The 20,176-nt window shown below is 63.6% G+C and carries 17 protein-coding genes and 2 pseudogenes; 5 read left to right on the forward strand and 14 right to left on the reverse strand.

Annotated elements, in window-relative coordinates:
* Positions 1-32: 32 nt before the first annotated feature.
* The 4 genes from BBBF_RS05755 to BBBF_RS05770 all read right to left on the reverse strand — a co-directional run bounded on the left by BBBF_RS05755 (position 33) and on the right by BBBF_RS05770 (position 5,359).
* Positions 33-701, reverse strand: a complete 669-nt coding sequence (locus tag BBBF_RS05755; protein ID WP_013363583.1) for a DUF4190 domain-containing protein — start codon at positions 699-701, stop codon at positions 33-35.
* A gap of 19 nt (positions 702-720) precedes the next feature.
* Entirely contained in the window at positions 721-3,330 is a 2,610-nt protein-coding gene (gene pheT, locus BBBF_RS05760) for a phenylalanine--tRNA ligase subunit beta (protein ID WP_021648526.1), read from the reverse strand.
* A gap of 7 nt (positions 3,331-3,337) precedes the next feature.
* On the reverse strand, positions 3,338-4,405 hold the full coding sequence (pheS, locus tag BBBF_RS05765) for a phenylalanine--tRNA ligase subunit alpha (protein ID WP_003813536.1): 1,068 nt from the start codon (positions 4,403-4,405) through the stop codon (positions 3,338-3,340).
* Between the two features lie 84 nt (positions 4,406-4,489).
* Entirely contained in the window at positions 4,490-5,359 is an 870-nt protein-coding gene (locus tag BBBF_RS05770) for a TrmH family RNA methyltransferase (RefSeq protein ID WP_021648527.1), read from the reverse strand.
* A 139-nt stretch (positions 5,360-5,498) separates the two neighbouring features.
* Between BBBF_RS05770 and BBBF_RS05775 the strand changes: the two genes are divergently transcribed.
* Together BBBF_RS05775 and BBBF_RS05780 are read left to right on the forward strand one after the other, a co-directional pair.
* Complete coding sequence (locus BBBF_RS05775) at positions 5,499-6,260, forward strand: ABC transporter ATP-binding protein (RefSeq protein ID WP_021648528.1); 762 nt, start codon at positions 5,499-5,501, stop codon at positions 6,258-6,260.
* Positions 6,257-7,048, forward strand: coding sequence for an ABC transporter permease (locus tag BBBF_RS05780; protein WP_003813542.1), 792 nt, complete (start codon positions 6,257-6,259; stop codon positions 7,046-7,048). The genes BBBF_RS05775 and BBBF_RS05780 overlap by 4 nt, the downstream gene beginning before the upstream one ends.
* A gap of 60 nt (positions 7,049-7,108) precedes the next feature.
* Here the strand turns inward: BBBF_RS05780 and BBBF_RS05785 are convergent, their stop codons facing one another.
* Positions 7,109-7,426, reverse strand: a complete 318-nt coding sequence (locus tag BBBF_RS05785; protein WP_021648529.1) for a hypothetical protein — start codon at positions 7,424-7,426, stop codon at positions 7,109-7,111.
* 50 nt (positions 7,427-7,476) lie between these two features.
* Entirely contained in the window at positions 7,477-7,653 is a 177-nt protein-coding gene (locus tag BBBF_RS09970; RefSeq protein WP_003819965.1) for a hypothetical protein, read from the reverse strand.
* Positions 7,654-7,895: 242 nt separating this feature from the next.
* Here BBBF_RS09970 and BBBF_RS05790 point away from each other — a divergent pair, with 242 nt between their 5' ends.
* Positions 7,896-8,354 (forward strand): cupin domain-containing protein, encoded by a 459-nt coding sequence (locus BBBF_RS05790; RefSeq protein WP_021648530.1) that lies wholly within the window; start codon positions 7,896-7,898, stop codon positions 8,352-8,354.
* 131 nt (positions 8,355-8,485) lie between these two features.
* On the opposite strand, the gene BBBF_RS05795 is transcribed toward BBBF_RS05790, so the two are convergent.
* The 7 genes and pseudogenes from BBBF_RS05795 to BBBF_RS10610 form a co-directional block, all read right to left on the reverse strand.
* The gene (locus BBBF_RS05795; protein ID WP_033510017.1) at positions 8,486-9,775 is read right to left on the reverse strand and encodes a uracil-xanthine permease family protein; all 1,290 of its coding nucleotides are present in this window, start codon (positions 9,773-9,775) and stop codon (positions 8,486-8,488) included.
* Between the two features lie 157 nt (positions 9,776-9,932).
* Positions 9,933-10,745, reverse strand: coding sequence for a histidine phosphatase family protein (locus BBBF_RS05800; protein ID WP_003813549.1), 813 nt, complete (start codon positions 10,743-10,745; stop codon positions 9,933-9,935).
* Between the two features lie 651 nt (positions 10,746-11,396).
* Positions 11,397-12,461, reverse strand: a complete 1,065-nt coding sequence (locus tag BBBF_RS05810) for a YeiH family protein (RefSeq protein WP_003817249.1) — start codon at positions 12,459-12,461, stop codon at positions 11,397-11,399.
* A gap of 248 nt (positions 12,462-12,709) precedes the next feature.
* Complete coding sequence (locus BBBF_RS05815; protein WP_013390031.1) at positions 12,710-13,525, reverse strand: LysR family transcriptional regulator; 816 nt, start codon at positions 13,523-13,525, stop codon at positions 12,710-12,712.
* An 84-nt stretch (positions 13,526-13,609) separates the two neighbouring features.
* Positions 13,610-14,248 (reverse strand): HAD family hydrolase, encoded by a 639-nt coding sequence (locus BBBF_RS05820; RefSeq protein WP_013390032.1) that lies wholly within the window; start codon positions 14,246-14,248, stop codon positions 13,610-13,612.
* Between the two features lie 43 nt (positions 14,249-14,291).
* Positions 14,292-14,681, reverse strand: a pseudogene (locus BBBF_RS10605) (nucleoside 2-deoxyribosyltransferase); the annotation flags it as partial.
* 84 nt (positions 14,682-14,765) lie between these two features.
* A pseudogene (locus BBBF_RS10610) lies at positions 14,766-15,791 on the reverse strand (glycosyltransferase); the annotation flags it as partial.
* Positions 15,792-16,166: 375 nt separating this feature from the next.
* Between BBBF_RS10610 and BBBF_RS05835 the strand changes: the two are divergent.
* Positions 16,167-16,394 carry a hypothetical protein gene (locus BBBF_RS05835; RefSeq protein ID WP_021648536.1) on the forward strand — a complete coding sequence of 76 codons (228 nt, stop codon included), beginning with the start codon at positions 16,167-16,169 and terminating at the stop codon, positions 16,392-16,394.
* 587 nt (positions 16,395-16,981) lie between these two features.
* Positions 16,982-19,255 (forward strand): PASTA domain-containing protein, encoded by a 2,274-nt coding sequence (locus tag BBBF_RS05845; protein WP_033510022.1) that lies wholly within the window; start codon positions 16,982-16,984, stop codon positions 19,253-19,255.
* Positions 19,256-19,266: 11 nt separating this feature from the next.
* On the opposite strand, the gene BBBF_RS05850 is transcribed toward BBBF_RS05845, so the two are convergent.
* Positions 19,267-19,914, reverse strand: a complete 648-nt coding sequence (locus BBBF_RS05850) for an alpha/beta hydrolase (RefSeq protein WP_013363598.1) — start codon at positions 19,912-19,914, stop codon at positions 19,267-19,269.
* Between the last annotated feature and the right edge of the window lie 262 nt (positions 19,915-20,176).

Raw genomic sequence — 20,176 nt, forward strand, 5'->3', positions numbered from 1 at the left:
TCATCGGCTTGCGTGTCGCAGCACACGGCCCATCACACCGAAACGGAGTCCCCCGACCCGCTTCCGCCCGTGCCGGGCGCCAGCATGTTGAGCATGGCCTGGTACATGTCGTCCATCGATATGCCGTGCATCGTCATCCATATGACGATGATGGTGGTCAGCACGTTGATGACGACGGCCGCGATGGCCAGTCCGCGGCCCCGCGTATGGAAACGACGAGTGCGCCAGATGGCCAGGCAGCCGATCAGCGCGGGCAGCACCGGGAACGAGGACACCAGGGCGAAGATGAACGAGAATATGGCGTAGAAATCCCAATGCCCGTAAATAGGGTTCTGCTGCGGGTCGTTGAGGTCGATGCCGTTGAAATATCGGGGAGGCTCCCGTCGGGGACCGCCTTGGTCGGGCCCACCCTGAGCGGGAGCCGCATTGGGGGCGGAACCGCCCTGAGCGGGAGCCGGCCCGGCTCCGAACACGGAGGCCGGCTGAGACGGCGACGGCTGCGCCTGCGGAGCCGGCTGCTCGGGCTGGCCTCCATATACGTAAGGGTTGTAATTCGGCGGAAACTCATCCGCCCTGGCACCATATTCGGGCTCGATGCGCTGACCGTATTGCGGCTGGGCCGCAACATGCCGGGACTCGCCCGAACTATCGTCAGACGATTGCGGCTGTTGTTGCGGCTCTGTCATATGCATGTCCTCCATGGTGCCTTTTCATCGGCGGTCAGGCGCGCAGCTGAGCGCCGATGGCCTCCGCCTTGTCGACGATGGCCTTGCGAATGGCCTCGCTGTCCTCCGCGGACAGTGTCTTGGACGGGGAGCGGAAGGTCACCGCGAAGGCGAGCGACTTCTTGCCCTCTCCCACCTGCTCGCCGGTGAACACGTCGAACAGCTCGATGGATTCGAGGTTGGCGCCGGCCGCCTCGCGGACCACGGCCTCAAGCTGGGCCGCGGTCACCGACTGGTCAACGGTGAAGGCGAGGTCCTGCTTGACGGGCGGGAACGTGGCGATGGGCTTCGCCTGCACGGGCTTGCCGTCAAGCGTGCCGAACAGCGCGGTAAGGTTCAGCTCGAACGCCGCGGAGTGCGCCGGCAGTCCCAGCGCCTCGTTGACACGCGGGTGCAGCTCTCCGACCATGCCGACGACCAGTTCGCCCGCGACGATCTGCGCGGCGCGGCCGGGGTGCCACTGCGCGGGCACATCCTGCGCGGCGGGCTGCCGCAGCTCGTAACGCGCCCCCAAACGGTCGCAGACACGGCGAACGGCCTCGACGGCGTCGCTCCAATCGACGGCGCGACGATCGCCGAGCCATCCGGAGTCGACCGCGTTGCCGGTCAGCAGGCCGGCGACGTGCAGCGGCTGATCGGGAAGGCCCGCATCCAGCGCGGCAAGCTGCTCATCGCTGGGGCGTACGCCTCCCGGAAGAGCCGGGATGGTGGGCGCGTTCGGATCCCACAGGTATACGTGGCCGATCTCGTACAGGCGGATGTCTTCGAGGCCGCGTCGCAGGTTGCGCTGCACGGTGGTGGCGAGCGTGGGGAGCACATCACGACGCAGGTACGGGCGGTCGCCGGCCAGCGGGTTGGCGATCTCGACGCTCACCGGCTTGATGACCGCCGGATCATAGGAGAACGCCTTGAAGTCCTCATCGCCGACGAACGGGTAGCTCAGCGACTCGACCATGCCGTATTCGGCAAGCGTGTCTGCGACCCAGCGCTGGCGACGCTGGTCGGGGGTCAGCCCGACCGTGCCCTTGACCGGGGCCGGAGGCACGGTGACGGGGATCTCGTCGTAGCCGACCAGTCGAGCGACTTCTTCGACCAGGTCGCACGGCTCGTTCAGATCGGGGCGCCAGGTCGGCGCGGACACAGAGAACTCGCCGTTGCCGCCACCAGCGACACGGCATCCGACATCGGTGAGGATGTCGCTGATGCGGTTGACGTCCACGTCGAGCCCGGCGACGCGGGCGACCTCGGTGGCCTTGAAGGGGATCGGACGGCGATACATCGTCGTGTTCACGTCGGTCGGGTGCCCGGACGGCTCGCCGTTGCCGAACTTGGTGAGCAGTTCGGCCGCCATCTGCGCGGCCGCGGGCTGCAGCTGCGTGTCGACGCCGCGCTCGAACCGGCGGGACGCCTCGGAGGGGATCTTGTGGCGTCGTGCGGAACGTGCGATGGAGACGCTGTCGAAATGCGCGGCCTCCAGCAGGATGTTCTTGGTGTCCGCAGTGACCTCACCGTACAGGCCGCCCATGACGCCGGCGATGCCGAGAATGCGCGAGCCACGCTTGCCGTCGGGCGAATCGGTGATCAGCAGGTCCTCGACGCTCAGGTCGTGTTCCTTGCCGTCGAGCGTGGTGAGCTTCTCGCCTTCGGCCGCGCGACGCACCACGATCGGCCCTTCGATCTTGTCAAGGTCGTAGGCGTGCATCGGCTGGCCAAGGTCCAGCATCACGTAGTTCGTCACATCCACGGCGAGGGAGATCGAACGCATGCCCGCGCGGATAAGACGGCGGCGCATCCAGTTCGGCGTGTGATTCGTCGGGTCGAACCCGTGGATGGCGCGGGCGACGTAGCGGTCGCAGCCGGTGACTCCGTGAATCGGGTTGTTGTCGTCGACGATGACCTCGATGTCGCTGGAGACGCCGGACTCCGCCGCGGGAGCGGCGGGGGCGCGCTTGTTGAGCTCGGTCACCGGATCGACGAACTTCGCGCCGGTGGAATGATGGTATTCGCGGGCCACGCCGCGGTACGAGAACGCATAGCCGCGATCCGGGGTGATGTTGATTTCCAGGATCGGCTGGTCGAGGTGCAGCAGGTGCATCGCGTCGTCGCCGGGCTTGAGCGCCTTGTATTCCTGGGGCGTGAAGCCGTAGTCGCGCAGCAGGATGATGCCTTCGTGGCTGTCGCCCAGGCCGAGCTCGCGCTCCGAGGCGCACATGCCGTCGGAAACGTGGCCGTAGGTCTTGCGCGGTTCGATCTTGAAATCGCCGGGCAGCACTGCGCCCGGCAAGGTCACGACGACCTTCTCGCCGGCGGCCATGTTCGGGGCGCCGCAGATGATGCCGCGCGGCACCTTCTTGCCGTTCTCGTCGACCGCGTTGTACGCGGGGCCGACGTCGACATGACACCAGTTGATGGTCTTGCCGTTCTTCTGCGGTTCCGGCGTCGCGTCGACGACATATCCGACGACGATCGGACCGGTGACCTGGGAGGCGTGGATCTCCTCCTCCTCAAGACCGACCCTGACCAGGTCCTTGGCCAGCTGCTCGTAGGTGAGGTCAGACGGAACCTCGACGTGCTCCTTGAGCCAATCAATGTCAACCATAGGCATGGGCTTCTCACTCCCCCATCACAAACTGTTCGCTGAATCGCACGTCGCCCTCAACGAGGTCGTGCATGTCGTTGATATCGGAACGCAGCAGCAGCGTGCGCTCCATGCCCACACCGAACGCGAAACCGGTGTACTCCTCGGGGTCGATGCCCGCGGACTTCAGCACGTTCGGGTTCACCATGCCGCAGCCACCCCATTCGAGCCAGCCCGCGCCGCCCTTCTTGTCGGGGAACCACAGGTCGAGTTCGGCGCTCGGCTCGGTGAACGGGAAGTAGCTCGGGCGCAGACGCGTCTTCGCTTCGGGGCCGAACATGGCCACGGCGAGCTTGTCGAGCACGCCCTTCAGGTCGGCCATCGTCAGGTGCTTGTCGACGGCCAGAGCCTCGCACTGGTGGAACACGGGGGTGTGCGTCGCGTCGAGCTCGTCGGTGCGGAACACACGGCCCGGGCTGGCGATGTACAGCGGGACGCCGCGGGTCAGCAGGGCACGCACCTGATCGGAGGAGGTCTGCGTGCGCAGCACCATGTTGGAGCCGACGAAGCCGGCCGCGTCATGGGCCTGGTTGCCCTTGACATAGAAGGTGTCCTGCATCTGGCGGGCGGGATGATCCGGGCCGAAGTTCAGGGCGTCGAAGTCATACCATTCGGTCTCCACCTCGGGGCCGGCGGAGATCTGCCATCCCATGGAGATGAACAGGTCCTCGACGTCCTCCATGAGCTTGGCCAGCGGGTGGCGGGCGCCGAGCGGGCGACGGTTGACCGGCAGCGTCATGTCGACGGTCTCGGCCTCCAGCGCGCGCTGCTCCTCCTGCGCCTTGAGCTCGGCCTCCTTGGGGCCGAACGCGCGGCCGAAGTCGGCGCGGAGCTTGCCCATAAGCTTGCCGGCTTCCTTCTTCTGATCGACCGGCAGCGACCCGATGGCCTTGCTGGCCTTGGTCATCGCCGATTCGGCACCGGCGTATTGCGTTTTGATGGCTTTGAGCTCCTCCAAGCTGGAGGCGTTCTGAATCTTGCTGATGCCCTCGGCGACCGCATCGGTCACTGACTGGGCATCGAAGAGAGCATTGTCTGCCACGAGAACCCTTTCGTCCTACCTACAACTACCGAAACTACCGGTTTATCTGCGCCAAAAATCAAATAATCCAAGCGTTTACCGAGTTCACATTGTCCCTATATGGCTCGACATAGCCATACTCATGAGCATGATCGCGGCGCTGGTCGCCAGATTCAGCGACTCGGCCTTGCCATAGAGCGGAATGCGCACGATGTCGTCGCACCTACCCAACAGACCCGGCTCAAGTCCGCGGGCCTCGTTGCCGAAGATCACGGCCTTGCCCACCCCGGCGAGATCCTGGTCCCTCAGCGCCTCGGGCAGCTCCCTTGGCTCGCGCCCGTCCGTCCCGTAGACGTCGGCGGCGATGGTGCGGAGCACCTTCTCGCCGGCCCATCCGAAGAACTCGTCCACGCCCATCGTCATCACGGGGATATGGAACAGCGAGCCCGCGGTCGCGCGGATCACCTTGGGATTGAGCATGTCGACGCAATCGTCGACGAACACCACGGCATCGCATCCGGCCGCGTCCGCCGCACGGATAACCGTGCCCGCGTTGCCGGGGTCGCGCACCTGCCAGAACGCCGCGACGAACGGCTTTTCGGGCAATTGCGTCCCCTGCGCCGTCGCGCGCACCGCATCGGCGTCGCCGACCGCCGCAATGCCCTGGCAATCGGGGCTGATGCGGCGCATCACCGCCTCGCTCGCCGGATGCACATATATACGGTGTTCCTGGGATCGCTCGACGATGGACGTCAGCGTCTCGCCTGCGATCCGCGGCCCGTCCGGCCCGTCCGCGGCCTGCACATAAAGGTCACGGACGGAGTCGGGCATCCACGTCACCGCCTCGCGAACCGACTGGGGGCCCTCTATCAGGAAACGACCGAAACGCTCCCGGGTGCGGCGGTTGGCAAGATCGGCCACCTTACGCACGCGGTCGGCCTTCATGTTGTCTATCATTCTGGAATCGATCGGCATGACTGCAACTGTACGCGCCAAGCGATACAGCGGTGCCGGGCGCCACGATTCGGCCGGCTCGCCGCGTGCGTCTCTAACACTGGACTAAGAAACGCTGTCAAACATCGACTATGGCCGGCGAACGGGTAACGTTGCCACTATGCAAATGTTGTTCACAGCCCGTAGGGTCTCCTGCGTCGTGCCTTCTGCGCAGTCAGACCGCACCATCTTCGAGGATCTGTCGTTCGACGTCGATCGCGGCCAGATCGTCGATCTGGTCGGCCCGTCCGGTTCCGGCAAGAGCAGCCTGCTGACCGCCTTCGCGCTGCTCAACCCCCATGCCGACGGCACGTTCACGCTGGACGGCGCGGACAGCTCATCGTTCTCGCTGCAGCAGTGGCGGAGGAACGTCGCGTATCTGCCGCAGAAGCCCATGCTGATGGGAGACAGCGTCGCCGACACGATTCGGCTTCCCTGGACGCTGGCCGTGCGCAGAGCGGACGAGGCGAGCGCGCCCGACAACCATGCGGCCACCGGCAAGAAGACCTCCGCGAGACGCGGCAGGTTCAGCCGGCTGTTCCGCTCCGAACAGTCGCAGGCGAAGCTGGCGCTACCCGACCAGCTCATTCGCAATACGTTGGATGCCATGGGATGCGAGGATATCGACCTGGCCCGTGCGCCGCACGACCTTTCCGGCGGTCAGGCGGCCCGCGTCAGCCTCGCGAGGACGCTGCTGACCCGCCCGGCCGTGCTGCTGGCCGACGAGGTGGACGCAGGCCTCGACGACGACAACGCGGACAAAGTCGCCTCGATCATGGCCAGCGCGGCCGCCAGGGGCATGGCCATCGTGCGCATACGGCACCGTCCGCCCGACGGCCGAGCCACACGCATCGTCACACTGTCCTCGGGGAGGCTGTCATGAGCGGCAACGGTTACGTGATCGATAATTGGGGCCTTCTGGTCGCGCTGCTGATGGTGGCGGTCGCGGCGCTCGTCTCCGAGCTCATGTGCATCAGCATCGGCAAGACGCTGATGTGGTCGGCGATACGCGCGCTGGTGCAGCTGTGCGTGATGGGCGTGATCATCGGGTACGTGATCCGCTCCAACAACCCGTGGCTGGTGTTCGGCGTCATCGCGGTGATGCTGGTCGCGGCCGTGCAGATCACACTCTCCCGCGCCAAGGGCATCCCGAAGGGGCTCGCCGGCCCGGTACTGCTCAGTCTGGTCATAACCATGCTGCTGATGATCTCGCTGGTGACCGAGCTGGTGGTGCGCCCGCACCCCTGGTATGCGCCGCAGCTGGTGGTGCCGCTTACCGGCATGCTGCTGGGTAACACCGTGTCGGCGCTCGCCGTCGGCCTGAGCCGGTTCTATGAGAGCATGAACGAGCGCCGCGACGAGGTGGACACGCTGCTCGCCTTGGGCGCCACCCCGTGGGAGGCCGCCCGTCCTTCGATCGTCTCGTCCATACGACTGGGATTGCTGCCCACCACCGCCTCTCTGGCGTCGTGCGGCATCGTGACCATCCCCGGCATGATGGCCGGCCAGGTCATCGCCGGCGGAGACCCACTGAACGCGGCGAAATACCAGTTCGTCGTGTTAGCCGCCATCGCCGCGCTCACCCTCGTGGCCGACGCGCTCATCATGACGATGACCTATCGGACCTGCTTCACCGACAAGGACCAGTACAAGCCGCCCGAGGATCGCTGAGACGACGGGCGCGCAGAAGCGCGACTTGCATTGCCGCTGAGCCGGCGGAACTCATCCGGCTCAGCGGCAACTGCGTTCTATGAGGATGTCGGAGACGGTCAGGTTCGCGTCGTTGACCAGATTGAACAGGATCACTCGGGCCAGTTCGCCCGGATCCATGAAGGTGTGCTGCTTCTCCTCCGACACGTAGTCGCGGCTGTCGCGGTAGAACGCGGTGTCGATGCCGGCCACGAACCAGCCGTCGGCGATCAGCTGTTTGGTCAGCTCGTATCCCAATCCCAGTGCACTACCAGTGACGATAGCGATGTTGCGGCCGTTCGAGTTCGTTATATCATGCTCCGATCCCCCATACAATGTATGGTCAGAGTATCGGACCATTCAGCCCCCCCGCCGCACCGGCCACCCGATTGGTCCCGCGCAGATCCCCGTCAGCCGGCGAACTGCGCGGCGGATGCCGGGTACCACCGCGCGAACGACGCGATGTTCTCCTCGCCGTCCCCGTGCACCGCGGCACGGACCGAAGCCAGCCGGACGGCCATCCGGGCACGGACGACGGCATAATACCGGGCAAGCCATCCATTGATCAGTTCCATCATGCGAGTCATCACACTCACCTTGCCTTTCCATCAGGGTGTTTCAAGGATGCAGACGGTCACATGAACGACAAAATATTAATATCGTCATTCTCGCGATGTCCGAATCATCGATTGAGTCCCTCTCCTGCAGCAAGAAGAACTGATATCTACGATAGGGATGGAATGTAACGACGACACCGGCGCAATGATACTTTTGCGCATCAAAAGAAATATAGTATTTTCATATACGTTACATCACGCAGAGAGCGGCAATGGGGCACTCCGGTGCACAGGCGGCGCGACCGGCCCGGAACCTGGCAGGGCGGGCAGGAAGACCATCATTCTCGTCGGATCTTTCGGAGCGGATCGACTACAACATCCCCGACCTGCCCATATATGCCAGACGGGACGCATTGTCGTCGTTCCCGGACTACCGCTGCCCATGTCACTGGCATCGCGATCTGGAATTCATCCATGTCATCAGCGGTCAGATGCAATATTCCGTCAACGGCGCCATAGTGACGCTGGAAGCCGGCAACGGATTGGTCGTCAATTCGAGCCGGCTGCATTACGGGTTCTCGCCGCAGCAGAGGCAATGCTGGTTCACCTGCGTGGTGGTCGACCCAGAACTGCTTGAGCTGCTCGGCGCGGATGAGCGGGTTTTCGTCGGCGAGCTACTTCATCAACGTGTTCCGACGGCGGCGAGGCGTCACTCCGCGCGTCTGGCGTGAGTCACGCTGCGTGGGTCGCGTCACTGTGCGAGGGTCATGTCACCGTGCGAGGGGGCACGCAACGTGACGTAACCCTCGCACGGTGACATGACCCACGCACAGTGACATACCTGACAGCGGCCACGAACCCGCTACAGGATGTCGGGGTCGTCCTTGTCGATGGTGCCCGTGGCCTTACCGATGGCCTTGAGCCCGTGGTAGGCGACGAGGATGACGACCGTGCCGATGGCGATGCCGTTGAACTGCACGCCCTGGAACGCGAACGTGAAATCGGCGATGCCGATGATCATCACGATCGCGGCGACCATGATGTTGAGCGGCTTGTCGAAGTTGACCTTGTTCTCCACCCAGATGCGCACACCGATCATGCCGATCATGCCGTACAGCAGCGTGGTCACGCCGCCGAGCACGCCGCCGGGAATCGTGTTGATGACCGCGCCGAACTTCGGGCACAGGCTCAGCAGCAGGGCGAATGCGGCCGCGCACCAGTAGGCGGCGGTCGAATACACCTTGGTCGCGGCCATCACGCCGATGTTCTCGCCGTACGTGGTGGTGCCGGAGCCGCCGCCGAAGCCGGCGATTGCGGTACCGAGGCCGTCCGCGAACAGCGCGGTGCCCATATGCCCGTCATAATCGCGCCCAGTCATCTGCGCCACAGACTTGACGTGGCCGACGTTCTCGGCGACCAGCACCAGCACGACGGGGATGAACATCGGCAGGATCGAGAAGTCGACCTGCGGAAGATGGAATTTCGGAAAGCCGATCCACGCCGCGTCGCCGATGGCCGAAAAGTCGACCTGACCGCGGAAGCATGCGTACACATAGCCGACGATCACACCGAGCAGGATGTTCAGACGTCCGACAAGACCGCGGAACAGCACGGCGATGAGCAGCACGGCGAGCAGCGTCACCAGGGCGGTGTCCCAGCCCTTCTGCCAGTTCGACCACACGCTGGGAGCCAGGTTGAAGCCGATGATCGCGACGATGGCGCCGTTGACGACCGGCGGCATGATGATGTCAATCCACTTCGCGCCGGCGAAGTGGACGGCCACGCCCACCAGGGCGAGCAGCAGGCCTGTGACCATGATGCCGAAGCTGGCGGCCGGAATGCCCTTGCCCGCGGAGGCGACGGCGGCGATCGGGGCGATGAACCCGAACGACGACCCTAGGTAGCTCGGCAGCACGTTCTTGTTGATGAGCAGGAACAGCGCGGTCGACATCGCGGTGAAGAACAGCGTCGTCGACGGGTCGAAATGCGTCAGGATCGGCACCAGGAACGTCGCGCCGAACATGGCGATGACGTGCTGGGCGCCGATGCCGATGGTACGGGTCCAGGTCAGTCGCTCATCGGGCTCCACGACCTCGCCGGGCGCGAGCGTCTTGCCGTCGCCATGCAGTTTCCATGTGAACAGGTTTCCCATCACGAACTCCTTCGGTTCTCTCAGGTGGCACATCCATGCAGCCATGTGCCGCGTTGAGGCCATTGTAACCCGTTCGCCCACCGTTGCGATGACGAGCCACGTGCGGCGCGCGACTCGTCATGCGCGGCCCGTGAGCGCCGTGAGGCGCCTCGTGCCGTCACAGGTGCGGGTCGACCGAATGCACCACGTCGACGAGGTCGCCGTTCGAGAGCAACGGGCGCTGGAATTCGCGCCACGGATCGACGCGCACCTCCCAGCGTCCGGTCGACTCGTCGAACACTGGGCGCGCGGTCTGCTCCCAGCGCACGCGCGACGACGTGCGGCCGGTGGCCGGGTCTCGCCGCGAATAATGCAGGCACGTGCAATTGGTGATCGCCCATGCCGGGTCGTCGGCGCGGCGCATGAACTCCTCGTCCGACAGGTCCTCCAGGGTGAGCATCAGCGCGAGCATGAAGTCGCCGTGTGTGACGGCGACGACGGATTCCGCCTCAGCACGCCGGTTGAGCGACGTGAGCAGGTTATGCACGCGGTTCTCCGACACGTCGGCAATAGACTCGCCTGCCGGCGGACGCCAGTACAGCGGGTCGGTGCGCTTGAACATCCAGTTGCGCGCGTAGTTCGTGCGGAAATCGTCCTGCGTGATGGTGTTGATCTCGCCCCAGGAGCGTTCGCGTAGCACGCGCGTCTCCTCCCACTTGGCTTTCGGCAGCGCCATCGTCGCGGCGGTTTCGCGCGTGCGTACGTATGGCGAGACCAGATACCGGTCGAACAGCTGCTGTTGCGCGACGAGCCAGCGGCCGATGCAGTCGGCCTGCTTGCGCCCGGTGGCGGTGAGTCGCCACGACCGGTCGGGCACGGTCACGTTGTCCTGCGTGTACAGGGAGTTATCGCCCTGCTCCCCCGCGTTGATGATGACGTTCGCCTCCGACTCTCCGTGTCGGATGACATATAGATCCAATGGCATTCCCATGAATGCGTTTCCTCATTTCGTTATCTTGCTATGTTGCTGTGTTTGCTGTCTTGTTGCGTTGTGTTTCGTTGTCTTCTGTCGCCGCCGTCTTCCGCCGTTTCCTGCCGTGCTGTCCCCTCGTCCCGCCGTTTCCGTCATCGTCAGAGCGGCCCTGCCGTCTGCCGCGCCCTGCGGGAATCGTACCGCTTCGATTCAAGTTCGCGGCATGGCTTCGCGATTCCTCCAGATTGCTCCAGCCTTCCCCCACGGTACACGCAATCATGCCGCTTCGCAGCCGCGCTCATGCCCACAGCGCAACAATTCACGCACATGTCACCGATGATTCAACTGTTACCCGGCGCCCGCCGTTCCGTGGCGAGCAGGACGCTGAGGCGGACTGCGGAACGCGCTTCCTTCTGGCATATGGCGACCAGGACCGCACGATACCCGTCGAGGATCAGGATACGGCCCGACGGGTGATATCCGGAACCCGCGGCGCGCGGCTGTGCACGTACCCGGGCATGGCGCATGCGATCTGCGACCGCGAGATCGACGACATCCGTGATTTCCTGAGATAGGGGCTCCATGCCCTCAAATACGTCAGCGGGCTGAAACGGAGGCTCCCAGGCCGGGAGCGCCCATTTCAGCCCGCTGGCAACGCGATGCCGGGAATCAGAAGAACAGCACGGCGACGCCGGCAGCGAACAGCATCAGCAGGATCGACACGAGGAAGCTCGCGAGGAACGGCTTGCGGCCCTTGACCGCGATGGCCTTGAAGTTCACGTTGATGCCGAGCGCGGCCATGGCCATGCCGAGCACGATGTACGCGAAGTCCACGAGCTGCGGGGTGATGGCGGCGATGAACGGCACGAAGGTGCCGATCACGGACGCGCCGATGAAGCCGAGCATGAACCAGGGGAACGCGACGGAGCGTTTGCCGGTGGGCGCGACCTCGGAATGCTTCTTCTCCCACCAGATGGCGATGATGATGGCGGCGAACACGAGCATCAGCACGCGCGACAGCTTCATGATGGTGGCGATGTTGACCGCGTTGAAGGCGTCGCCGGCGGCGACCGCGTGGGCGATCTCGTGCAGGGACGCGCCGGCGGTGATGCCGAGCTGGTCCTGCGTCATGCCGGTCAGGGGGCCGAGCGCGATCTCAAGCAACGCGAAGATCGTGCCCATGATGGCGACGATGGCGACGGCCATGGTCACGTCGTCGTCCTTCTCCTGCTCCTTCTCGGGCGGCACCTTGATGGAGCCGGACAGGCCCATGACGGCGGCGGCGCCGCAGATGCCCGTGCCGCCGGCGGTCAGGATCGCGAGCATCGGGTCGACGCCCATCTTGCGCGCCACCCAGTAGGTCACGACGATGGTGAGCGTCACCACGACCGCGGCGATGGGCAGGCACTTGATGCCCTGCGTGAACAGCACTTGCAGGTTGAGCTTGAAGCCGAGCAGGATGATGCCGAGGCGCAGCAGCTTGTTGGAGATCAGCCCGGCCGCGTCCTTGACGCCGGCCTTGCGCTTGTCGCTGGCACCGACGTACCACTTGCGGATCGGGAACTGGATGATCATGCCGATCAGCAGCGCGATGATCAGCGCGCCGAACAGTTTGAATCCGGGGTATTGCTTGAGCCATGAGCCGATCAGTGAAGCGATCAGGGTCAGGACGGCGATGAACAGCATATCGACGGTGGCGATGCGTTTCCACCATTTCGTACAGAACTCTCTCATGATGTCCATTGAACTACCGTCATATGCCATCGGTCAAATCAGTGATAGTGATGGATGGTATTGATATTTTTGATGCCAGATTGCAGCGAATCGTTCTCAATAAGAAAGGTGCGAGCCAGATGCGGGCGGAAACGAACACAAACACCTCCGAAAGCCCGGAATTCCGGGCTTCGTCGGCTTGTTCACTTGTGCGAAAATGTGAGGAATCCTCGCACGTTTCTTATTGAGAACCATTCGCTGCGACACAGTCAGCCGCGCAGGGCCGCAATGACCCTGCCGGCAAGTTCCCGCTGCCCCGGCGTCAGACCGGAACGCGGCACCAACGCATAGAACCGCCGCACGAACTCGTCGCCCAGCTCCCGTGTCGGCACGCCGGCCGGCACGGCGGCCGCCGACACCAGGGAGCAGCCGAAACCGGCCGCGAGCGCCGCGCCGATGGCCGCGTTATTGGCGACCTCGATCATGCGAGACGGCATGAAGCCGACCGTCTTGAAGTACAGATCCGTGTAATAGCGCACGCCGGAGCCGTGCTCGCGCACCATCCACACGCCATGCGGATCACCGGCCAGCACCAGCCTGTCCTCGCGCAGCGTGACACGATCGACCGAGTCGTTGACGATGGGCTTCTCCACCACACCCAACTGCACGGCTTTCATACCGGCCTGTTCCAGGATCGCGTCGGAATTGAGCACCCGAATCGAGCAGTCGAAGCCGCTCAGCGCCTTGGCCATCACCGGCAGTGCGACCGGCAGCAGCACGGCCGCCGTGGTGTGCGAAAATGCGACGGACAACGGCTCACGGCTCTCGCGCATGCGGGCGATCTGCTCGCAGGCGTCGCGCCACGTGCCATCGATGCCGGTCGCCGCACGGTACAGCAACCGCCCAGCCTCGGTCGGCGTCACATCGCTTTTGGCATTGCGGACGAACAGCGGCGCCCCGACCATGCGCTCCAGTTGGGCGATGCGCGACGACACCGTGGACTGCGAGACCTTGAGCTCGTCGGCGGCCAACGTGAACTGGCCGATCTCGTAGACCGCGACCAGAGTGTCCAGCAAGGGGAACATGAACCGCTCCTTTCCGTCGTGTTCGGCAACACCTGCCGGAACGTCAGTGCGTCCGTTCCGGCAGGCGTTGCCGATCGGCTTGCATCATTTGACCTGCGTGATCCGGTTGCCGCTGACCATGAACGCCGTTCTCGCCATGTCGATCATCGGCTGGTCGAACCGGCTGTCGGTGTAGAACTCGTCGATGACCGTGTCCGGGCCGACGACTTCGCGGAACCGTTTCGGCTTGTTCGTATTGAAATTCAGACAGGTGACCCGCATCGTCCGCGGATCCACGGTGGATGAGACCAGACGGTTCAATCCGAGACGCCGGCATGCCTCCCCCACGGTCACGTCGAACGATGCCGTCAGGATCACGTCATCCGGACGCGGCTCATACCACGGCTTGATGCGGTCCATATGCCGGTTCCAGAACTCGTTCACCAACGCGGATACGCCCTCTGCGATCGCGGCCTCCCCGGCGAGACCGGCATCGGGAGCCGCGCCGTCCAGTCGCAGTATCCGTCGGGAAGCCGCGACATCGTGCAGGTAATCGCACGTCACGCCGCCCACGCCGCGTTCCATTTGCGCAAGCGTGGCCCGCCCCATCTTGTACTGCACCGCGTATCGCAGCACCGGAGCCAGATGCCGCAGCACCTTCGGCTCGTATCGGGCACTGAACATATACAGGTCGAACAGGCTTTCGCCGTCATATATCGTGCCGTCGAAATCGAACACCCTCATCGCGTCTCTCGTTCCCTCTCACCCTCGCGCCGCTCCCGGCCCGTCAGAACTGCGCATAGTCCGCATCCTTATGTTCCCCCGTCTCAAGGTACCGTGCAAGATCGTCGGACGACGAGAACACAGCGCGCACCGACTGGGCGATCATCAGGTTGATGCTGTCGCCGTCGCGCAGGCCCTCGCGATATGCGTACACGGGGATGCCAAGAGAGTGGGCGAATCCGATCTCGAACATCGTGCCGGAATCCTCGTCCATCAGATTGGCTATCACCGCCTTGGAAGCGCAGATGCCGTTCACGTCGTCGTCGAAGCAGCCCGCGGGACCGACCTCGGCGATGTCACTGGCGAACCGCGGCCTGAACATCGTCTTGCCGTGGGTGTCGAGCACATGTTCCAAGCGTTCCATCGACGCGACCTGCTCGGGATTGAAGAACGGGCCAGCGACGTAGAAATCGTAGCGGCGGCGTTTGCGCGAATAGGCTTTCTCACGCTTGCGGCCGGGCTCGCGATCGGGCTCTCGCCCGTCCGCCGCTTGGCCCGCCTCTGCGCCCACATCCGGCTCCACCATCTCGACGAACGTCTGCTTCATCGTATCCAGCAGCGACTGCGTGCTTTCCGGAACCTCGTCGCCCGCTCCGGCGACGTCCTTGGTGAGTCCCTCGATGCGGCGACGAATCCGGTCGGCGTCCTGCGGGTCGATGCTGAACTTCGCCACGAGCGACTGCCGTATCGTCTCATAATCAAGGTTGACGAAGAAGATAAGCTGCTGCAGCTTCATGAAGTTCTTCAGCTCGGGGAACCGCTCGACGATGTACGTCTCGCGATCATCCGTGGCCCTCACCCAGTCGCGGGTCAGCTGCATGCTCCAGTCGCCGGTGATGGATCCGCGGCGCATGCGGTAATGGTACAGCGCTTCGGGAATGCGCACGACGCGATGCGACTCGCCGATCACATTGCAGATACGGGCCATGTCCTCAATCTTGCGCCCGACGGGGAAGGAGAACCCGTGATTACGGTAGATCGACGCCGCCGCGACGAACGACCAGAAATACCCGTCGATCTCGGCCTTGACCTGCGCCTTGATCGCCTCGATCGGGGTCATGATGATCACGTCGTCATAATGGTTGTGCTTGTACGAGGATGTCAGCGGCTTGCCATCTTCGCTGATCGTGTCGAACTGGAACATCACCAAATCGGCGTCGTAGTCGCGCATCGTCGCCATCGCACGTTCAATGAGATTGCGCTCGACCATGTCATCGGAATCGACGAAGTAGATATAGTCGCCAGTGGCCTTCGCCAGTCCGACATTGCGCGCATCGGACAGGCCGCCATTGGCCTTGTGGATCACGCGGATCCGCTCATCCCTCGCCGTCCACGCATCGCACATCGCAGGGCAGCGGTCGGGCGACCCGTCGTCAACGAGCAGGATCTCAAGATTGCGGTACGCCTGGCCGACCAGTCCTTCCACGCACGCGTCGAGATACCGCTCGACTCCGTACACCGGCACGATGACCGACACGAGCGGCGTGGCCCCGTCACCATTCATGGCCTCCGCCGTCACATTCGACGATGTTTCCGATTCCGCTGACATGCCCCTCCTCGATGCTCCCCGGTCCGTTCGGCTCCACTCACTGCTGACGCACGGCGGCACGTGCGTCGCCTTCCATTGTCCATGATAGGCCAGGGCTTGCGCAGGGCGGACGACTCCATCCTGTTGTTTGCCATATCTTAACCGCGCCGCTCAACCGTGCCTTTTACCCGCGCGGAAACGGCGGCAGAACGCCATGCCGGCGTGCGTCGGCCACCGGATTTTCCATCCGCCCTGAGGTCGCGTAGACCCCTCCCATCAGTCTTTTGACACCATGCAGCATTTTGCCGAACCCCGCAACCGATCACCGTGGCGGGATGCTTCTTGCCGTATATGGCCGTCAGCGGCGACAGCGCGGCGATCAAGCAGATGCTCAACAACATGTCCAGCGAAGAGCTCCTCAAATACTATGACGGGGACAGCTCGATCAGCGCATCGCTGTTCAACGATCGCACATTCCCGTTCTGGGCGTTCCTCGTGCTGTCGGCGTTCATCCTGTTGTTCGCGCTGCTTCGTCTGCACGCCGCCACGCTGACGTTCTCCATCCTCAACCTGCTCTGATGCGCTTTGTACGCGGGAATACTCATCTTCATTCTCGTCTCCGCCTCCCACGAGATGGATGTCGTACGCTCGACGGCATCTCAGCCTGGGCTGAATCTCGCCAATGACCTGTCCTTTTCACTCGTTCCGTCGTATGGGATGTATGCGATCATCGCGGGAACGTTGTTCATGTTCGTGGGAGCCATCGTTTCCGTGGTGAATCGCAGCCATGCGCGCAGGGCGGCATTCGCCAGTCCGGCTCCGGCGAATCCGCCCGCAGTCGCGTACGGTGGCATGCCGGCGCAAAACTACGGAGCCGCGCCGGGCGCCGGAGCGGCGTATCAGCAGCCTGCCGTGCCATATAGCGCACAACCACAGAATCCGGCCGGAGGAACGCCGAACACAATGCGTCCCATGCCACTGCCGCCGCAACACTAATCCGCACAACCCGCAGACTCCGCTGACATCCACACCGAATCAGCGGAGTTCTTTTATGCCGCCAGACGCCGACTGGCACAACGGCGCGACTCGCCGAACTATGGTTCCGATACGGGCCGCACTGGAATATCATGGTGTTTATAGCAACGCTGCGAGAGAGGTGGGAGATCATGGAATATTGTCCGCATTGTGGTGCCCCATATGACGAGGGCAGTCGGTTCTGCTTCCAGTGTGGCGCTCCGCGGCAATCCGCCGCTGGAGCGCCGGGTGCTCCTGCGATACCGACCGCTCCGATACCCGTGTCGGGCTATGGCAACATGGCGGCGCAGCCACCGGTTCCATCGCCTCCGAGAGCATCCGAGACGGCATCCGACGATGGTTTTGCCGCATTCGCAGCGAATGCGGGCGATGCCGGCACACCTCCGACCGTCCCCGCCGGAAACTCCGCCACGCCACCGGCCAATCCCACCGGATCCGCCGCCGCGCAGCCGTCCGCCAAGCGCCCACGCATGAAACTCATCGCGGCGATCATCGCCGTACTGGTGGTTCTCGCTGGAACCGGGTTCGGTCTCGCCGCGAGGAAACTGGAATGGATCGGCCCGCGCACCGTGCCGACGGTCCGATACCGCACGGCAGCCGAAGTGTCACGTGAGCTGGAGACCAAAGGCTTTCTCGTCAAGAAGAAGCAGACGTTCAACGCCCTGGGCAAGGGCAAGTGCCTCGGTCTGGTAGGAGTCAAGGCGGGCGACCGTCTGCCCAAGGGCACGACGGTGACGGTCATCGAATCGATGGGACCCGGTGTACCCGAAGGCACAGTCGGCTCTGAACCGAGCAAGGCCGAAACCGCGCTACTGAAAATGGGCGTCAAAGTCGTCGAGCACGAAGTCGTCTCGGAGCACCCCGGCAAAGTCGCCGTCACCATGCCCGCGGACGGTGAGCCGGTGCGCGACACCGACGACGGCATCCATATCGGAGTCGGGATCACAGGTGACGGCATACCCGTCGAAATCGCCGGAATGGACAAGGACGAGGCGAAAACAAAGCTCCAGCAACAGGGCTTCGACGTCACGCTCAAGCCGCGTTTCTCCAGCCGAAAGAATCTCGGCAAGATCGTCCGAGCCGATCCCGGCATCGGCGTGCGGACCAGCGAGACCAACGTGACCCTGTATTACGGCGTGGATGCCAGCAAACGCTACGACGTGGTCGGCACGTCCATTCCCGACAGGGGATCGGACAAGATCATGACGAACACCGTGGCTCTGGCAGGGAAGTATTGCACCGATGGCGGCAACTGCCTGACATTGGAACCCGGTCAGACCGATCCAAACCCGAGTGGTCTGGTGCTCGACGGCAAAGGTTCCTCGGATTTCTTCGACCAGCTGACCCTCTGCACGTATTCGCAGGACATCAGCGGCTGCAACCCGTCCTCCGGCGGCTACTACAACGCAATGAAGGACTTCCTGATCCAGGGCGATACCGGCGCCATGGAGCTGTACGCAGGCTTCGGACTGCCCGTATGCGGCACCACGTCTTACGTGGGCGACGGGCCGACATACTGTGACGGCACATCGGAGAAACAAGTCGAGGATGGCTCGGATGGAACCGCCGAACAGGCCATGAGCGAAAAATATCTCAAATACGTGGCTCGTGATTTCTTCGTGGTGATGCCGGTCGGAGCCAACCTCGACCAGCTGGAATCCAACGGATATTTCGACGGCTCGACTACGTACAAGCCCTATGCGGACCGCCCGTATCTCATCCGCCGCGACAACTCCGCATACCCGGAAATCAAGGCGACGAATGACGCCTTCCACCGGAAGCCCAACCCGTACGCGCCCGGCACCAACATGCAGCCGTTCAAGAAGGCGCCCAACGCCCACAACGTGTACTATCTGGTCGAGCAGCCGGTCGATTTCAGCCAGTTCGAGGAGGCCACTGTATCCGGCGGGCGGCAGGGAGACGGCATCTCTTCCGACGGCAACGGCGATGATACCACTGAATCCGATGACTCATCGCAATCCCAGTCATCGCAATCCGGTGCGAGAACCTACACGAACGCGCGGTTCTCGTACCGTGTCGACGTGCCTGCCGGTTACAAGTGGCAGCAGGAGTCCGACAACGGCGACGGTCGCAAGTTCGACGCGACGTCCGGCTCCACGCAGATCAGCGTGTGGGGCAGCAACAACGCGCTGTCTCACTCCCCGCAGGAGGAGCTCGACTGGCTCAAGGAGAATCTCGGCGGCAACGCGAACATATCGCTCGCGCAGGTGGCCGGCCAATCGGTGTACCTCAGCTATGAGCAGAACGGAACCATCACGTATATCCGCGAAGTCGTCACCGGAGGGAAGATCGCGGCCATCGAAATCACGTATCCGACCAGCGAACGCTCGAGCGGAGACAAACTCGCGGAGACGGTTCCGCTGACCTTGAAGTTCGTGGGGTGATGGGGCTATCGTCACCAGAGGCGAGGCCGCACGAAACCGTTGTGTTCCAAGAACGCGGCGACGTCACGCAGCTCCGGCATGTTGATGCTGTGCGTCATGCCGGGGTAGATTTTCTCGGTGAGCGTGGTGTGCGAGGCATAGAACGCGCTCATCGCGTCGAGTTCGGACTTGGGGAAGATGTCGTCCGCAGAGCCGTGGCCGTAGAACATTGGCGGCTTCAGTCGCGCAAGCTCGTCGTCGCCAGGCAACTCGCCATGTGCGAGGAAGCCGGAGAAACTGACTGCGGCGGCGTACCGTTTCGGGTTGACGCGCAGCATCTCGCCGGCGAGTAGACCGCCTTGGGAGAAGCCCATGACCACGATGGGGCGCTCCGGGGCGATGCTGTCGGCCACCCATGCGTCGATGGCCTCGCCGGCTTGGCGTGATTGCCGATCGAGCGATTCGCCGGTCGGGACGCCTTCGTAATCCCATGAGCCGAACCACGTGTAGCCCGGGCCGTACGAAATCGGCGCACGCAACGACGCGTAATCGGCGCCGGGCGCACAATAATCCAGCAATCCCGGCAGGTCATGCTCGTTCGACCCCCAGCCGTGCAACAGCAAGAACACCGGGCCGCTTCCATTGGCCGGCAGACTGGCCACCGCATGTTCGATCCTCATCGCGCTCACTCCCCTCTTGTGTGTTCGTGTTTTGCGTTCGCCACCGGCTTCAGAGCGGCTGACGAATCACGTTTCAATGTCATGCTCCGTCACCCATGGTAGTCGCACGGGCGCCGGCAGTCACACCATCGCGCATCCGCCCCCCCACTCCATTTCATCATCTCATCCCGCCAAAGTCCCATCTCAAGGTCGTCACATGGGACTTTCGCCGGATGAGGGGTCACGCCGCGGCACGGACATCCGCTCATAGTCCCGCGGGAAA

Origin of the sequence: Bifidobacterium bifidum ATCC 29521 = JCM 1255 = DSM 20456, from assembly GCF_001025135.1 — a bacterium.
Taxonomy (GTDB): domain Bacteria; phylum Actinomycetota; class Actinomycetes; order Actinomycetales; family Bifidobacteriaceae; genus Bifidobacterium; species Bifidobacterium bifidum.

Bases quoted from the DNA above. Each gene is read 5' to 3' on its own strand.
- BBBF_RS05795 (WP_033510017.1), bottom strand. From the start codon at position 9,775: ATGGGAAACCTGTTCACATGGAAACTGCATGGCGACGGCAAGACGCTC.
- BBBF_RS05820 (WP_013390032.1), bottom strand. From the start codon at position 14,248: ATGAGGGTGTTCGATTTCGACGGCACGATATATGACGGCGAAAGCCTG.
- pheT (WP_021648526.1), bottom strand. From the start codon at position 3,330: ATGCCTATGGTTGACATTGATTGGCTCAAGGAGCACGTCGAGGTTCCG.
- BBBF_RS05755 (WP_013363583.1), bottom strand. From the start codon at position 701: ATGGAGGACATGCATATGACAGAGCCGCAACAACAGCCGCAATCGTCT.
- BBBF_RS05850 (WP_013363598.1), bottom strand. From the start codon at position 19,914: ATGAGGATCGAACATGCGGTGGCCAGTCTGCCGGCCAATGGAAGCGGC.
- BBBF_RS05790 (WP_021648530.1), top strand. From the start codon at position 7,896: ATGGGGCACTCCGGTGCACAGGCGGCGCGACCGGCCCGGAACCTGGCA.
- BBBF_RS05835 (WP_021648536.1), top strand. From the start codon at position 16,167: ATGGCCGTCAGCGGCGACAGCGCGGCGATCAAGCAGATGCTCAACAAC.
- BBBF_RS05770 (WP_021648527.1), bottom strand. From the start codon at position 5,359: ATGCCGATCGATTCCAGAATGATAGACAACATGAAGGCCGACCGCGTG.
- BBBF_RS05800 (WP_003813549.1), bottom strand. From the start codon at position 10,745: ATGGGAATGCCATTGGATCTATATGTCATCCGACACGGAGAGTCGGAG.
- BBBF_RS05845 (WP_033510022.1), top strand. From the start codon at position 16,982: ATGGAATATTGTCCGCATTGTGGTGCCCCATATGACGAGGGCAGTCGG.
- BBBF_RS05785 (WP_021648529.1), bottom strand. From the start codon at position 7,426: ATGGTCCGATACTCTGACCATACATTGTATGGGGGATCGGAGCATGAT.
- BBBF_RS05810 (WP_003817249.1), bottom strand. From the start codon at position 12,461: ATGAGAGAGTTCTGTACGAAATGGTGGAAACGCATCGCCACCGTCGAT.
- BBBF_RS05775 (WP_021648528.1), top strand. From the start codon at position 5,499: ATGCAAATGTTGTTCACAGCCCGTAGGGTCTCCTGCGTCGTGCCTTCT.
- BBBF_RS05780 (WP_003813542.1), top strand. From the start codon at position 6,257: ATGAGCGGCAACGGTTACGTGATCGATAATTGGGGCCTTCTGGTCGCG.
- BBBF_RS09970 (WP_003819965.1), bottom strand. From the start codon at position 7,653: ATGACTCGCATGATGGAACTGATCAATGGATGGCTTGCCCGGTATTAT.
- BBBF_RS05815 (WP_013390031.1), bottom strand. From the start codon at position 13,525: ATGTTCCCCTTGCTGGACACTCTGGTCGCGGTCTACGAGATCGGCCAG.